This window comes from Megasphaera sp. An286 (genome assembly GCF_002163455.1).
Lineage (GTDB): Bacteria > Bacillota > Negativicutes > Veillonellales > Megasphaeraceae > Megasphaera > Megasphaera stantonii.
Window position 1 is genome coordinate 1 of record NZ_NFIY01000018.1, and the last position, 13,768, is coordinate 13,768.

The 13,768-nt window shown below is 55.7% G+C and carries 16 protein-coding genes; 7 read left to right on the plus strand and 9 right to left on the minus strand.

What is annotated here, in order from left to right:
- Nucleotides 1–122: 122 nt before the first annotated feature.
- Nucleotides 123–323: a 4Fe-4S binding protein gene (locus B5F80_RS08535; RefSeq protein ID WP_087478408.1), complete on the plus strand. Its 201-nt coding sequence runs from the start codon at nt 123–125 to the stop codon at nt 321–323.
- Between the two features lie 57 nt (nt 324–380).
- Nucleotides 381–755: a helix-turn-helix domain-containing protein gene (locus tag B5F80_RS08540; RefSeq protein ID WP_087478409.1), complete on the plus strand. Its 375-nt coding sequence runs from the start codon at nt 381–383 to the stop codon at nt 753–755.
- Between the two features lie 144 nt (nt 756–899).
- Here the strand turns inward: B5F80_RS08540 and B5F80_RS08545 are convergent, their stop codons facing one another.
- From B5F80_RS08545 to B5F80_RS08555, 3 genes are all read right to left on the minus strand, one after another.
- A complete protein-coding gene (locus B5F80_RS08545; protein WP_087478410.1) occupies nt 900–1,322 on the minus strand; it encodes a DUF2000 domain-containing protein in 423 nt (140 codons plus the stop codon).
- 82 nt (nt 1,323–1,404) lie between these two features.
- A complete protein-coding gene (locus B5F80_RS08550) occupies nt 1,405–2,253 on the minus strand; it encodes an AraC family transcriptional regulator (RefSeq protein WP_087478411.1) in 849 nt (282 codons plus the stop codon).
- A gap of 28 nt (nt 2,254–2,281) precedes the next feature.
- Complete coding sequence (locus tag B5F80_RS08555) at nt 2,282–2,611, minus strand: hypothetical protein (RefSeq protein ID WP_143747173.1); 330 nt, start codon at nt 2,609–2,611, stop codon at nt 2,282–2,284.
- Nucleotides 2,612–2,762: 151 nt separating this feature from the next.
- On the opposite strand from B5F80_RS08555, the gene B5F80_RS08560 reads away from it, so the two are divergent.
- From B5F80_RS08560 to B5F80_RS08575, 4 genes are read left to right on the plus strand one after another with little or no spacing between them, the layout of a single operon-like run.
- Nucleotides 2,763–3,194, plus strand: coding sequence for a MerR family transcriptional regulator (locus B5F80_RS08560; protein ID WP_087478413.1), 432 nt, complete (start codon nt 2,763–2,765; stop codon nt 3,192–3,194).
- Between the two features lie 59 nt (nt 3,195–3,253).
- A complete protein-coding gene (locus tag B5F80_RS08565; RefSeq protein ID WP_087478414.1) occupies nt 3,254–3,952 on the plus strand; it encodes a response regulator transcription factor in 699 nt (232 codons plus the stop codon).
- Nucleotides 3,949–5,070, plus strand: a complete 1,122-nt coding sequence (locus tag B5F80_RS08570) for a HAMP domain-containing sensor histidine kinase (protein ID WP_087478415.1) — start codon at nt 3,949–3,951, stop codon at nt 5,068–5,070. Before B5F80_RS08565 ends, B5F80_RS08570 begins: the two co-directional genes overlap by 4 nt.
- Before the next feature lie 56 nt (nt 5,071–5,126).
- The gene (locus B5F80_RS08575; RefSeq protein WP_158099972.1) at nt 5,127–5,651 is read left to right on the plus strand and encodes a GNAT family N-acetyltransferase; all 525 of its coding nucleotides are present in this window, start codon (nt 5,127–5,129) and stop codon (nt 5,649–5,651) included.
- 318 nt (nt 5,652–5,969) lie between these two features.
- Here B5F80_RS08575 and B5F80_RS08580 read toward each other — a convergent pair whose 3' ends face one another.
- From B5F80_RS08580 to B5F80_RS08605, 6 genes are all read right to left on the minus strand, one after another.
- Nucleotides 5,970–8,558 (minus strand): heavy metal translocating P-type ATPase, encoded by a 2,589-nt coding sequence (locus tag B5F80_RS08580; RefSeq protein WP_087478417.1) that lies wholly within the window; start codon nt 8,556–8,558, stop codon nt 5,970–5,972.
- A gap of 12 nt (nt 8,559–8,570) precedes the next feature.
- Complete coding sequence (locus tag B5F80_RS08585) at nt 8,571–8,885, minus strand: metal-sensing transcriptional repressor (protein WP_087478418.1); 315 nt, start codon at nt 8,883–8,885, stop codon at nt 8,571–8,573.
- Between the two features lie 212 nt (nt 8,886–9,097).
- Nucleotides 9,098–9,757 (minus strand): 3-oxoacid CoA-transferase subunit B, encoded by a 660-nt coding sequence (locus tag B5F80_RS08590; protein ID WP_087478419.1) that lies wholly within the window; start codon nt 9,755–9,757, stop codon nt 9,098–9,100.
- Nucleotides 9,757–10,500 (minus strand): 3-oxoacid CoA-transferase subunit A, encoded by a 744-nt coding sequence (locus B5F80_RS08595; RefSeq protein ID WP_087478420.1) that lies wholly within the window; start codon nt 10,498–10,500, stop codon nt 9,757–9,759. Before B5F80_RS08595 ends, B5F80_RS08590 begins: the two co-directional genes overlap by 1 nt.
- 41 nt (nt 10,501–10,541) lie before the next feature.
- Entirely contained in the window at nt 10,542–11,336 is a 795-nt protein-coding gene (locus B5F80_RS08600) for an enoyl-CoA hydratase-related protein (RefSeq protein WP_087478421.1), read from the minus strand.
- 398 nt (nt 11,337–11,734) lie between these two features.
- Nucleotides 11,735–13,072 carry an acetyl-CoA hydrolase/transferase C-terminal domain-containing protein gene (locus tag B5F80_RS08605; protein ID WP_087478422.1) on the minus strand — a complete coding sequence of 446 codons (1,338 nt, stop codon included), beginning with the start codon at nt 13,070–13,072 and terminating at the stop codon, nt 11,735–11,737.
- A 293-nt stretch (nt 13,073–13,365) separates the two neighbouring features.
- On the opposite strand from B5F80_RS08605, the gene B5F80_RS08610 reads away from it, so the two are divergent.
- Entirely contained in the window at nt 13,366–13,680 is a 315-nt protein-coding gene (locus B5F80_RS08610) for a metalloregulator ArsR/SmtB family transcription factor (RefSeq protein WP_087478423.1), read from the plus strand.
- Nucleotides 13,681–13,768 lie beyond the last annotated feature (88 nt).

Consider the following 13,768-nt stretch of genomic DNA (forward strand, 5'->3'; position numbering starts at 1 on the left):
TTGGGCTACCATACGCCGTCAGAGCTATTTGATGCATTCCTCGATGAAGTTTATGCTAGTGAGTGTGTTTCCTGATTATGGTTGTTCAAATTCAACTTGCAATTTACCAAGGAGAGATGAAGATGTATACGGCGTATATTGACCAAACAGTCTGCGTCGGCTGCGAAGCCTGCATAGGCCTATGTCCCGTCGGGGCAATTCGCATGATGCCGGGATGGATTTGCGCAGTACGGCAGGATGCCTGCATCGGATGCGGCGCGTGCGCCGCCGTGTGCCATAAGAAGGCTGTCCGGCTGCAGGAAAAAGGCTCGTACATTTCATAGCTGCTTAACCATAATGAACCGGCATGGTACAATAAAAGAAAAAAGGAAGTGTCGCCTATGTATCAGAAAAAATTACAGCCCGATATCCGCTGCCCCCTGGAATACGGTTTGGACGTATTCGGCGGCAAGTGGAAATCGCGGATCATCTGCGTGCTGGCGGCTATGGAAACGCTGCGGTACGTCGAGCTGCGCAAGGAAATGAGCAATATTACCGACGCCGTGCTGGCTTCGACGTTGAAGGCGCTCATAGCCGACGAGATGGTACTCCGTAAATCCTATGATGAAATTCCGCCCAGAGTCGAATATTCGCTGACAGAGAAAGGCCGGTCCGTCGTCCCTATTTTGCAGAGTATCTGCCATTGGGCCGGCGTCTTTTACAAAGAAGATACGGAGCATAAAATGACGCAATGTCAACGATGCGATTATCTGTAATGCGATGGAAGGCGTTGTGTTTCACGTGAAACATGACGTAGTTTTCCCTGCGATGATACAACGCTCTCCGTCCGCAAATACGACGATGCGGAGGGAGAGCTTTTTATGGCGCAATGAAGGGATACGCTCCTGCCTAGGGGCAGTCTAGCGCAGCAGGGGCATCTGTCCCGTCAATTTGTTTATTTTCTTTTTTACTCCGCACATGGCGATTCCAAAGTAGTTCAGGTCCCTTTCAGGCGCGTCCTTCATCTTCTCTATAAATTCGTCGTAGGTCTTGCAGCCCTGGGCCAAATCGGAAAAGTCGACGACGGTCACGTCAGAAAATTCCGGCTCATACAGCCTTTCGCGGAGGACCTTTATGCTTTCCGTATCGCCCTTTAAAATGGGGACGGGAAATTGGATAATGCCGGCGTGCTCCCGGCCTGTTTTGTCGGTGACGTCGGCGCCGACGACTTCCGGCATGGCCTTTCCTAAGGTAATCCCCAGAATTGCCGCCGTATTCGCGATGATCCCAAAGGGCAATCGTTCGTCGAGTACTATGACACATTTTTCATTTTGCACGTTCATTGGTTTCAACCTCATTTCTCTTATTTTTATTGGAACGCTGTGTTGCTGCGAGTCCTATGGGCTATGGGAAAAGGGCCTGCTTCTATGGAGCATCCTGCCCTTCCCTGCTCGCCTCGTCGCTTTTTAGAAAGATGTCCCTATAAGCGCCGGGCGTTAAGCCGATGAAGCGGGTAAAGTAATTGGTGAAGTGGCTTTGGTCGGAAAATCCCGTCTGCAGCGCCGCTTCCATAGGAGACGCGCCTTGTTCCAGTAAGTTTTTCGCCCTGCCAATGCGGAGGCTTTCCAAATAGCAGTACGGCGCGACGCCCTTTGATTTGGCGAAGGCCCGCAGTAAGGTAGATTTGCTCAAGCCAGCCTCGCGGCATATTTGGTCCAAGGAGATGCGTTCTGCAGCGTGTTCCTCCATAAATGCGCAGGCCCGCTCGATTTCCTCCCGGCATTCGGGAATGCATTCTTCAAAGGGTTGTCCGTATCGCTGCATAAGCAGGGACAGCATCAGGAGGAGGCTTTCTTCTTTTCCAAATTCCAGGGACCCGTTCATGACGAGGTCATGGAGGGGCCGCAAATAGCAGGACACTTCTTCGTCGCAAAGTACGGCCGGCGAAAATCCCGGCAGCGCCCTGTTTCCCGTGATTTCTTCGGCCAAATCCAGCATGACTTCCTTTGGGATGTTCAATCCCCGATAGTCTAAGGCGCCGCCGTCGGCCTGAACGCAGGCGTGAGTATCGCCGGGATTGAACAGCAGGACCTGGCCTGTGCCGATTGCGTATTCCTGATGTCTGCACCATAAGCGGCGCTCCCCTTTTTCTATCAATCCGATGACGTAATAGTCGTGGAAATGATTGGGAAAGGGTTTGGACATTCCTTCAAAGCGATACGCTTCCAGGCGGAGCTCCTCGTCGTAGACCAGGGTCTTTATGTCTTTCCTCATAGGTGATTCCCCCTCACGGCTTATTGTATCACTTGGCCTTGCCGGCGGCTTGTAATATATCTTCAACGAAGAGAATTTCGAGGCTGTTCTCTTGGCCTATACGCCAATGTGTTTCACGTGAAACATTTTCCCTATAACAATACAAAAGCTCTCTGTCCGCAGATGCATTACTGCGGGCAGAGAGCTTTTTGCGATGTCTTTCAAACGAGCTGTCGCCGGGATCGGTGACGACGCCGCAGGACGATACGGCGATTTCGATTTCACCGGGATGCACGTCCGGTACGGCGACTTCTTTAACGACTACTTGGCGCGGTCCTGTGAGGACGGCTGCTTTCATCATACGAGATTTCATCATCATGCACTCTCCTTCATCGTACAGTATATAAATTGGCGGAATGTCTTGACGTTTGGTCAGCCTTACTATATCATTAAAGTTAGCTTTAAAGTCAATCTTGTCTTTCAAAAAATTTGAAAAAATTTTACTCAGGCTTCTCTAAGGAGGTTTTCCTATGTATACGATTCAGCAGGTGGCGAAGATGACCCATATCCCGGCGACGACGCTGCGCTACTACGATAAAGAAGGGCTGCTCCCCTTTTTGGAACGGCGCGAGTCGGGCTATCGGGCCTTTTCCGACGTCGATTTAGCTATGCTGCAGGTGCTGCAGTGCCTGAAAGCGACGGGCATGTCTATCAGCGAGATGAAGCAGTTTTCCCAATGGGTGCAGGAAGGCGACAGCTCTTTGAAGGAGCGGTACGACTTATTTGTCCGCCGCAAGGAAGCTGTAGAGCAGCAGATCGCCGAGCTGCAGAAATCGCTGGAAGTCATCAATCACAAGTGCGACTACTATCGCCGGGCCGTCGAGGCCGGGACGGAAAAGCACATGATGGGCAAGGACACCCTGCCCTACGCCGACGAATTTCTCCACGGCGGCGGAAAATAGTATCGTTGTTTCACGTGAAACATAGTTGACTGCATAGACACATTACGGAGGTGTATCCTATGGTCCCCTACTCTATCCTCATCGTCGACGATGACGAGAAATTGTGCGCCCTGCTGCGCTCCTACTTCGAGCAAGAGCAATGCCTGGTATATATTGCCAACGACGGCATGACGGCCGTCTCGATGGTACGGCGGCACGAGCCGCAGATTATGGTGCTGGATTTGATGCTGCCCGTCATGGACGGCTTTGAAGTCTGCCGCCGCGTCCGCCAGTTCAGCGACGTCCCCATCATCTTCTTGACGGCCAAGGACGACGAGCTGGACCGCCTCGTGGGGCTGAATATCGGCGCCGACGATTACGTGACGAAGCCCTTCAACGTCAAGGAGCTCATCGCCCGTGTCCACAGCCTGCTGCGCCGGGCCCGGGGCGAAGTCATCCAGAGCTCGTCCCGCTACGCCGTCAGGGATTTGCTCATCGACAGGGACAAGTTCACCGTGTTCCGCAGCGGCGAGCCTATCGTGCTGACGCCGACGGAGTTCAACATCCTCGACACCCTGGCCTCTTCGCCGGACCGGGTGTTCAGCCGCATGCAGATCATGGAAAAGGCCCAGGGCGGCTACGGCTTTGAAGGCTATGAGCGGACCATCGATACGCACGTCCGCAACCTGCGCAAAAAAATAGAGCCGGAGCCGGCCAAGCCGACGTATATTCTGACCGTATACGGCATCGGCTATAAGTTTTCCGGAGGCGGCCTATGAAACGGACAGACAGCTTAGTATTCCGCCTGACGGCGATGGTCTTCATCCTGCTGGCCGTGACGATTGCCGTCATCCTCTTTTTGGTAAACAGCCAGATGGATACGCATTTCACCCAATACCTGCAGATGGCTCCCCGCCGCGGCATGGGAATGGGCATGGGGCATCACATGATGCGCGGCGCAGCGGAGCTGCAATACGTCGAGTCCATCCATCGCTCCCTCCTGTGGGTCGGCCTGGGCATGACGGTCATCAGCGTCGGTGTCAGCTACATCGTCGTGCAGAAGCTCGTCCGTCCCCTCCTCTCCCTGACTGAGGCTGTGCGCTCCGTGCAGGCAGGGAAATTCGGGCAGACCGTGCCTGTCGAACGGATGGATGAAGTGGGCATCCTGGCCAAGACCTTCAACGACATGTCGACGGAGCTGGAGCAAAACGAAACCATGCGCCGCCACCTCTTCGCCAGCGTAGCCCACGAGCTGCGGACGCCTCTGGCGATTATCCAGGGAAACTTGGAAGGCATGATCGACGACGTCATACCGGCTAATAAAAAGATGTTTTTGTCCATGGAAGACGAAATCCTGCGGCTGGGGCGATTGGTGCAGGATTTGAACGACCTGTCTCTGGCAGAAATCGACAAGCTCGTTCTCCACAAGGAACGGGCTGACATCAACGTGTTGCTGGAACGGGCTGTCGGCATGCTCCAGCCCCTGTGCGACGAAAAGGAGCTGACTGTCCGGCTGCACCTATGCCCTGAGCTGCCGAGCGTGTCCATCGACGTGGACCGGATCAACCAAGTCGTCTACAATATTTTGAATAACGCTATCCGCTATATCAACCGGGGCGATACGATAGCTGTAACTACGGAGCGGGCCGTCAAGGAAGGAAAAGAGTACGTTCTAGTCTCTATTGCCGATACGGGAAATGGCATTTCTCCTGAAGACTTGCCCCATATTTTCCAATATTTCTACCGCGGCGAAAAATCGCGGAGCCGTAAGAGCGGCGGCAGCGGCATCGGGCTGGCCCTGGCGAAGCAGTTCGTCGTCAGCCACGGGGGCCTGCTTGACGTGGAAAGCGAAGTCGGCAAGGGTACGACCTTTTACATATACCTTCCCCTGGGCTGAGACGGCAGTATACGGGAGGGATGGACGTATATGACAACGCGGCAGGAGGCAGTTTTATGATACAGATTCGCAGAGCCGGCACAGCGGAATTTGCGGCAGTGCGGGAGTTTTATTACGCTGTGATCGACGAAATGAAGGATGCCGAATTTAAACCGGGATGGGAACAGGATGTATACCCGTCGCAGGACTTTCTGCGGGCGTCGCTGGACAGGGGCGAGCTCTACGTCGGCGAAATAGGAGGCCATCTTGTAGCGGCGATGGTCGTCAATCACGAATACAACGAAAGCTATGACGGCGCGCCGTGGTCTGTCGACGCGGCGGACGAAGAACTTCTCGTCGTCCACGCCTTAGGCGTGCGCCCGTCCTTTGCCGGCCAGGGCATAGCCCAGGCGATGACGGAGTACGCCATCCGCTTGGGACGGGAGGCCGGAATGAAGACAATTCGCCTCGATGTGCTGAAGGGTAATATTCCGGCAGAGCGGGCCTATCGAAAGGTTGGATTTGCCTACTGCCGGACGGCCTGTATGTTTTATGAAGATACGGGATGGACCGAATTCGATCTGTTTGAGTATATTCTGTAAGGGCCCTTCTCTTCTGAGAGTGTCGGGCCGTCTGGCCTTCAGCATAAAATCTATTGATATATATAAACAGGGACATACTGTTTCACGTGAAACATATGCCCCTGTTTTGCAGTATATGATTTGAAAGACAATAGCAGCATATTTCTGCATTCAGCGCTCTTGCGATACACTTTGGTTTTGCAGCGTTTCTTCATAAGATGGCAAGGTTTATGGTCATTGCCTGTGGATGCGCAGTGCGTTGGATATGATATATAAAAACGGGACTGACGATGAAGGATTGCTTTTCTTCATCAGCGGTCCCGTTTTGCTTGCTGCGTCTTATTTTACCAGTTCGTATCCGGCGTCGGTAATGACCTTGGCGAATTCGTCCGTCGTAATGTCCTTTGTCGCCGTGACGTCGGCCGTCTTGCCTTCCAAGTTGACGGTTACGTCCGTTACGCCGTCCATGGCGGCTAAGGCGTCGTGAACGTGTTTCTGGCAGTGCTGGCACATCATGCCTTCGATGTGTAATGTTGTTTTCATAGCAGGTTCTCCTTCCTTCTGTTCAGATATAGGTGTATTTGGAGTTTCCCGTGGTGTTTCACGTGAAACAGTTCCAGCCGAATGGTTGGGCTTAAAGAAGCGCAGGCGCAGGGCGTTCATGACGACGCAGACGCTGCTCAGGCTCATAGCTGCCGCCCCGATCATGGGATTCAGCTTGAGGCCGTAGGCCGGGTAAAACAGGCCGGCTGCCAACGGAATGGCGATGACGTTGTAGAAGAAGGCCCAGAACAGGTTTTCTTTGATGTTTTTGATGACGGCCTTGCTGAGGCGGACGGCGCTGACAGCGTCGAGGAGGTCGCTGCGCATGAGGACGGCGTCGGCGCTTTCGATGGCGACGTCAGTCCCTGCGCCGATGGCGATGCCTACGTCGGCTTTGGCCAAAGCCGGCGCGTCGTTGACGCCGTCGCCGATCATAGCGACGGTGCGCCCCTGGGCCTGCAGCTCGGCGATGTGCCGTTCCTTATCCTGCGGCAGGACGCCGGCGATGACCTTGGGAATGCCCAGGCGCTTGCGGATGGCTTCGGCCGTGCGGGCGTTGTCGCCGGTCAGCATGACCACGTCGATGCCCATGCCGGCAAAGCGGGAAATGGCTTCAGCGCTGGTGGCTTTTTCCATGTCGGCGACGGCGATGATGCCGATGACGCCGCTGTCGTCGGCGAAGATGAGGGGCGTCTTGCCCTGATCGGCTAAGGCGTCGAGACGGCCTGTATATCTGCCGATGGCGATGCCCTGCTCTGCCATGAGGGCGGCGTTGCCGGCGTAATAGGTCTTCCCATCGGCGGAGGCGATGACGCCCTTTCCAAAGACGGCCTGGAAATCAGATACGGCCTTCGGTGTGACGCCCCTTTCTTTTCCGCAGGCTACGATGGCTTCTGCCAGGGGATGCTCGCTCCCCTGCTCCATGCCGGCGGCCAGGGCGAGTAGCTCTGTTTCGCTGCAGGTCAGGGCCTGCATATCGGTGACACGGGGCTTACCTTCCGTAATGGTGCCGGTCTTGTCCATGACGACGGTGTCGATGGCGTGGGCCCGTTCCAGGGCTTCGCCGGACTTGATGAGGATGCCGTTTTCCGCGCCCTTCCCCGTGCCGACCATAATGGCGACGGGCGTCGCCAGCCCTAAGGCGCAGGGGCAGGAAATGACCAAGATGGAAATGCCGATGGAAAAGGCGAATTCCAAGTCGGCTCCCATGGCGAAGTACCACAGGGCCGTAACGGCGACGGCCAATGTGATGACAGCCGGGACGAAGATGCCGGCGACGGCATCGGCGATTTTGGCGATAGGCGCTTTGCTGGCGCTGGCTTCATCGACGAGGCGGATGATCTGGCTGATCGTCGTATCGTCGCCGACTCGTTGGGCCGTGACGTGAATATAGCCCGACGTATTGATCGTCGCCGATGTGACCTTGTCGCCGACCTGCTTTTCAACGGGGATGCTTTCGCCTGTAATAGCCGATTCGTCGATGCTCGTCGTACCCTGAGAGACGATGCCGTCGGCAGGAATGCGCTCTCCCGGGCGGACGACGATTTCATCGCCGACGGCTAAGTCTTCGACGGGGATGACCGTTTCGATGCCGCCGCGCAGGACCGTCGCCTCCTTAGGCGCTAATTTCATGAGCTTTTCAATGGCTGCGCTGGTCTTGCCCTTAGCCCTCGTTTCCAGATACTTGCCCACGGTAATGAGGGTGACGATCATGCCGGCCGACTCGAAGTACAGGTTGGCGCTGTAGGTCTGTACCAAGGCCCAGTCGCCGTGGCCCATGCCCCAGCCCATGCGGAAGATGGCGAAGGCCCCGAAGGCCGCCGAGGCCATGGAGCCCATGCCGACGAGGCTGTCCATGTTGGGCGCGCCGCGAAGCAGGTTGGAAAAGCCGTTGATGTAGTACTTGCGGTTCAAATACATGATCGGCAGGATGAGCAGGAACTGTGCGAAGGCGAAGGAAATGGCATTTTCCGGGCCGTCGAATACTGCTGATATAGCTGACGGGACGGGAATTCCCAGATGAGAGGCCAGCATGTGGTGCATGGCGATGTAAACCGTCGGAATGAGAAAGACGATGGACCACAGGAGGCGCCGCTTCATCTGTTTGACTTCCTGCTCGGCCGTATTGGCCGGACTTGCCGGAGACGAGGCGCCCTTAGTGGCGGACTGCCCGCCGGCTAGGGATGCGCCGTATCCGGCGTCGACGACGGCGTCGATAATCGCCTGGCTCGTAAGGACCGTTTCGTCGTAATCGACCTGCATGCTGTTGGTCAGCAAATTGACGCTGGCCTTTTCTATGCCCTCCAGCTTGGAGACGGCTTTTTCGACGCGGGCCGAGCAGGCCGAGCAGGACATGCCCGTTACCTGGTATGTTTCATGCTTCATGCAATCACTCCCTTACTTCATCAATTTTTGCAGGGTACAGACGAGCTCATCGACGACGTCGTCCTTCCCCTCGCGGATATCGTGGACGACACAGCTCTTGATGTGCTGGCCGAGGAGCTCCTTGTTGAAGGAATTCAGGGCCGACTGGATGGCCGTGACCTGCATCAGGATATCGATGCAATAGCGGTCCGTCTCCACCATGCGCTTGATGCCCCGTACCTGCCCTTCAATCCGGTTTAACCGGGAAATCAGTCGTTTATATTCCTTCTCGTCGCGGTGCTTCAGCTTCATGCCCCCGCAGCAGCTCGTATCGTTCGTTGAATCCATATGTATCCCTCCTGACATATGCGCAGAGATGATATACCCCATACCGGTATATAAACATAATATACCCAGTAAGGGTATATGTCAAGATGCCGAAAGAGATATATGGACGGACGTACGGAAGGAGCTGAGAAATAAAAAACGGTACGGGACGACAGCTGCTATAAGCTGGCTGCCGTTCCATACCGTTTTGTCGTTTTATACGTTATATACTTTTATTCCATGACGCCGATTTCGTCGGGGACGATGAAATCCGCTTCGGTGCAGGCCTTGATGTCGTCTACGGTGTAGCCTGCGGCCAGTTCCCGCAGGACTAAGCCTTCCGGCGTGACTTCAAAGTAGCACCGTTCGGTGACGATGTCGGTGACGCATTTCGCGCCCGTCAGGGGCAAGGTGCATTTTTTCAGGATCTTCGATTTGCCGCTCTTTTCGCAGTGGTCCGTCGCTACGATGATCTTCTTGACGCCGGCGCACAGGTCCATGGCGCCGCCCATGCCGGGAACGAGCTTGCCCGGGATAGTCCAGTTGGCCAGGTTGCCTTCCTGGTCGACCTGCAGGGTGCCCAGTACGGTAGCGTCGATGTGTCCGCCGCGGATGAAGGCGAAGGACATTTCATGGTCGTATACGCTGCCGCCGGTGATGATGGAGGCCGGCTGGCCGCCTGCGTCGATGACGTCGATGTCGACGCTGTCCCAGGGCGGCGTCGCGCCGCTGCCGACGGTGCCGATTTCCGCTTCCAGCCAGAGGTTGACGCCTTCAGGCAGATAGTTGACGCACAAGAGAGGAACGCCGATGCCCAGATTGACAAAGTCGCCGTTTTTGAAGAATTTAGCGCACCGCGATGCGATGAGCGCCCGTCCAGTTAATGCCGCCATTATTTTCCGCCTCCTTCCGCAGCCTTAGCCTTTGCTTCGGCCTTGGCCTTCGCCCGCTGCCACATGGGGCACATCGGCCGTTTTTCGCCGGTCCGCACGTATACCATGTCGACGATGGGAGCCGGCACGTCGATTTCTTCGGGTCCCAGTTCGCCGACCTCAACCAGCTCTTCGACTTCGGCGATGACGAAATCCGCCGCCAGGGCGATGGTGCTGTTCGTCGCCCGCGAGTTCAGGCGGAAGGAAATGTTGCCGGCCTTGTCGGCCTTCGTCGCCTTGACCAGGGCGACGTCAGCCCGCAGGGGCAGCTCCAGGAGATAGTCCTTGCCGTTGATGGTCAATACCTGCTTGCCTTCAGCCACTTCCGTGCCGAGGCCCGTCGGGGTCAGGCAGCCGCCGAGGCCTGCGCCGCCGCAGCGGATGCGTTCGGCCCAGGTGCCCTGGGGGCTGAATTCGACGTCCAGCTCGCCGGCCAGCATCTGGTCCTTCGCTACGGGATTCAGGCCGATATGGGTCGTAATAATGCTCTTGACCCGTTTGGCTACGATCAGCTTGCCGACGCCTTGGTCGGGCATGCCGGCTGAAACGGCGATGGCGTGGATGTCCGTAACGCCCTTTTCCAGCATGCCGTCGATGATTTCATCGGCGGCGAATTCGCCGTGCCAGTCGCCGAACATAATCGTCTGGCCGTCGTGAATCTTGCTCAGCGCTTCTTCTTTGGTCACTACTTTGTTTGCAAACACAAAATGACCTCCTTTCCTCCTATAACACTGCGTCTATACGCTTATTTCCCTTGGAATATGGCTTTGCGTTTTTCCATAAAGGCCTTGCAGCCTTCCTGGAAGTCCATGGACGCCGAGCATTCGCGCTGCGTCGGCACTTCCGTTTCGTCGAGCCATTTCTTGTAGTCGACATACATGGCGTCGTATATCTGCTTTTTGATGTTCTTGTACGACAGGAGCGGTCCTGCGGCGATCTTCTTGGCAAAGGCCATGGTCACGCTGTCCAGCTCTTCCACCGTCGTGACCTTATAGGCCAGGCCCAGGGCTTTGGCTTCTTCCGCGCCGACGGGGCGGCCCGTAGCGGCCAGTTCCATCGTGCGGTTCGGGCCGATGAGGCGGGTCAGGAGATACGTCGCGCCCGTGTCGGGAACGAGGCCCAGGTTGACGAAGGCCAGGATGAATTTCGCGTTGTCGGCGCAGATCATGAAGTCGCCGCCGATGGCCAGGCTCACGCCGGCTCCGGCCGCCGCGCCGCTGACCGAGGTGATGACGATCTTGCTCATCTTCTTCAAGCCGTCGGCGACGCTGCCGACCTTGCTGATCAGGCCGTCCATGTTGACTTCGCCGCCGGCCTGGATGAGTTTGTAGAAATAGCCGATGTCGCCGCCGGCGGAGAAGGCCTTTTCCGCCCCTTTAATGACCAGGACGCGCACGTCCGGGTCGTGTTCCGCCTTGTCGACGACGTACATGAGCTCGTCGGCCATCTGCTCGTCAATGGCGTTGAGGTTCTTCATGTAATTCATCGTAACGACGGCGATGCCGTCTTCTACCGTGTAAATCAACTTCTGCAATTCCATACCAGTTCCTCCTTTACAGGTCTTCTCTATCACCAAAACTGCCTTGGGCAGCCTTTAGTCGGGGGAATATAAAAATTAACCGTTTATACGAAGGGCGGGCCATGCTCCTGTCTGCGGCGCGGCAAACCTTCTTACTGACGCCTGTTGCGGCGTCCCTGCTGGTTTCTCTATATTCAATTTCCATGTACACGTTCGGGTTCTTATAAGTAAATAATATATGGATTATGCTAAATTGTCAATAATGAGTCGTTTTAGAATGGACATTAGTTCTATATTTCATGGATTTGCCATGCAAATAGAGGCGGTACCCGAACTGTACGATATCAAAACTGCAAGAAAGCCCTGCACCGTCTCGTCCGTGCAGGGCTTTGTACATGGAGTATATGAAATTGCGCGGCCTATCGCTTGTTGCTTCGCCGCCAGATGCGCTGCTTTTCTGCGGCCTTGATCAGGGCGTCGCGGAAATCGGGATGGGCGATGCTGATAAGGGCCTCGGCCCGCTGCCACGTCGCCAGGCCCGACAGGTTGACGGCGCCGTATTCCGTCGCCACGTAAGGCGTCTGGGTCCGCGGCGTCGTGATGATGTCGCCGTCCGTAAATTTCGGCAGGATGTTGGAGCGGCCGACGCCGTAGGCGTCAAAGTACATAGAGGGCATGGCCAGGAAGGCCTTGCCGTGGGAGGCCATGTAGGTGCCCGTCACGAAGTCCAGCTGACCGCCGGTGCCGCTGATCTGCCGCGTCCCGACCGATTCGGCGCAGACCTGGCCGTACAAATCGACGGCGATGCAGCTGTTGATGGAGATGAAGTCGTCGAGCTGGCGGATGGTCTCGGCGGCGTTGACGTAGTACATCGGCGCCGACAGGATGCCTTGATTGCAATGGAGGAACTCGTACAGCTCCTTCGAGCCCAGGCAGACGGAAAACACGCCCTTTCCCCGCTGGAGGGGCTTCTTTTTATTAGTAATTTTTCCCGACTGATAGAGCTTTAAATAGCCGTCGCTCATGATTTCGGCATGCATGCCTAAGTCTTTCAGATCCGATTCGGCGATGAGCTCGCCTAAGGCGTTGGGCATGCCGCCAATGCCCAGCTGCAGGGTCATGCCGTCGTGGAGATAGGGAAAAATCTGGGCGGCTATCTTCTTGTCCATTTCACTGGCCGGCCGCCCTGGCATGGCGCTGATCGGCTCGTCGCTTTCGACGACCCAGTCCACGTCGGAAATATGGATATGGTCGTTGGCTACGCCGTACACGACGGGCATGTCCCGATTGACTTCCAGAATGATGTGGTCCGCCGCGTCGAGGACCTCCTGCTGGCAGCAGTTCGTCAGGCCGAAAGAAAAATTCCCCTGCCGGTCCATAGGGGCCACCGTGATCATGGCTACGTTGACCGGGGCGAATCCCCTCTCGTAGTAGGAACCGCAGTTGCGGAACAGCATGGGCTGATGGTAGGCCCGGCCTTGGTCTAAATACTTCCGGTCGATGGCCGAGCAATGCCATACATTATACGAAAAGACCTCATTGTCCGGGTCCTGCTCCAAGACCTGCACCGGCCGGCAGGTCACGCTGCCCCGTACATTTACGTTCTTCAATTCGTCCCGCCGCCCTGCCAGGGCCTTGTCCAAGGCCGCCGGGAAGGAGCAGCAATGGCTGTAATCTACCCAGTCGCCGTCTTTGACAATCTGCACGGCCTGCTCCGGACTGCGGAGCTTGGCCTGATACTCGCGGTATACGTCCATAGTATCACCTCGTATATAGCCAATTTTTAGGAAAACAGTTCACGTCGGTATGTATGTGTTTATTATATACGAATTAACATAAAAAGTCATGGCAAAAGAGCCTTCTGCGGAGCTGAAATACCGTCCTGCCCGTGAAACCTCCTATGGGAAGCTGACAGCACGGCGTGAGAGCTGAGGGCGAAAATCCCTTGTGCGGCTGAACCGATACGGGCAAGGACTATCGATGGTATTGACAAGCTGCGGCATAAAGCCTATACTAATCACATCAAAATAATTTGATGTGAGGTAACGCTATGAAAACGGAATACCAAGAACAAGCGAAAGTCTTTAAGGCACTATGTGATCCTAAGCGCCTGGCTATTCTGGAGCAGCTGCGGGGCGGCGAAAAATGCGCCTGCGTGCTGCAGGAGCCGTTGGATTTGACCCAGTCGGGCTTATCGTACCATATGAAGATCCTTTGCGATTCCGGCATCGTAGTCAGCCGGCAGGAAGGAAAATGGACGCACTACCGGTTGAGCTCTTCCGGCAGAGACCGGGCCGTGCAATTACTGAAAAAGCTCACGACGCCTACTATTGAACAAGAAACGCCCGTTCCTCCGTGCAGATAGAAAAGACATCGGACTCTGGACGGCGTTTCTTTTAACCCAACACATCAAAAAATATTGATGTATTATGGAAATAGAAAGGAAGCGGTTG

Bases quoted from the DNA above. Each gene is read 5' to 3' on its own strand.
- B5F80_RS08535 (WP_087478408.1), top strand. From the start codon at position 123: ATGTATACGGCGTATATTGACCAAACAGTCTGCGTCGGCTGCGAAGCC.
- B5F80_RS08540 (WP_087478409.1), top strand. From the start codon at position 381: ATGTATCAGAAAAAATTACAGCCCGATATCCGCTGCCCCCTGGAATAC.
- B5F80_RS08545 (WP_087478410.1), bottom strand. From the start codon at position 1,322: ATGAACGTGCAAAATGAAAAATGTGTCATAGTACTCGACGAACGATTG.
- B5F80_RS08550 (WP_087478411.1), bottom strand. From the start codon at position 2,253: ATGAGGAAAGACATAAAGACCCTGGTCTACGACGAGGAGCTCCGCCTG.
- B5F80_RS08555 (WP_143747173.1), bottom strand. From the start codon at position 2,611: ATGATGATGAAATCTCGTATGATGAAAGCAGCCGTCCTCACAGGACCG.
- B5F80_RS08560 (WP_087478413.1), top strand. From the start codon at position 2,763: ATGTATACGATTCAGCAGGTGGCGAAGATGACCCATATCCCGGCGACG.
- B5F80_RS08565 (WP_087478414.1), top strand. From the start codon at position 3,254: ATGGTCCCCTACTCTATCCTCATCGTCGACGATGACGAGAAATTGTGC.
- B5F80_RS08570 (WP_087478415.1), top strand. From the start codon at position 3,949: ATGAAACGGACAGACAGCTTAGTATTCCGCCTGACGGCGATGGTCTTC.
- B5F80_RS08575 (WP_158099972.1), top strand. From the start codon at position 5,127: ATGATACAGATTCGCAGAGCCGGCACAGCGGAATTTGCGGCAGTGCGG.
- B5F80_RS08580 (WP_087478417.1), bottom strand. From the start codon at position 8,558: ATGAAGCATGAAACATACCAGGTAACGGGCATGTCCTGCTCGGCCTGC.
- B5F80_RS08585 (WP_087478418.1), bottom strand. From the start codon at position 8,885: ATGGATTCAACGAACGATACGAGCTGCTGCGGGGGCATGAAGCTGAAG.
- B5F80_RS08590 (WP_087478419.1), bottom strand. From the start codon at position 9,757: ATGGCGGCATTAACTGGACGGGCGCTCATCGCATCGCGGTGCGCTAAA.
- B5F80_RS08600 (WP_087478421.1), bottom strand. From the start codon at position 11,336: ATGGAATTGCAGAAGTTGATTTACACGGTAGAAGACGGCATCGCCGTC.
- B5F80_RS08605 (WP_087478422.1), bottom strand. From the start codon at position 13,072: ATGGACGTATACCGCGAGTATCAGGCCAAGCTCCGCAGTCCGGAGCAG.
- B5F80_RS08610 (WP_087478423.1), top strand. From the start codon at position 13,366: ATGAAAACGGAATACCAAGAACAAGCGAAAGTCTTTAAGGCACTATGT.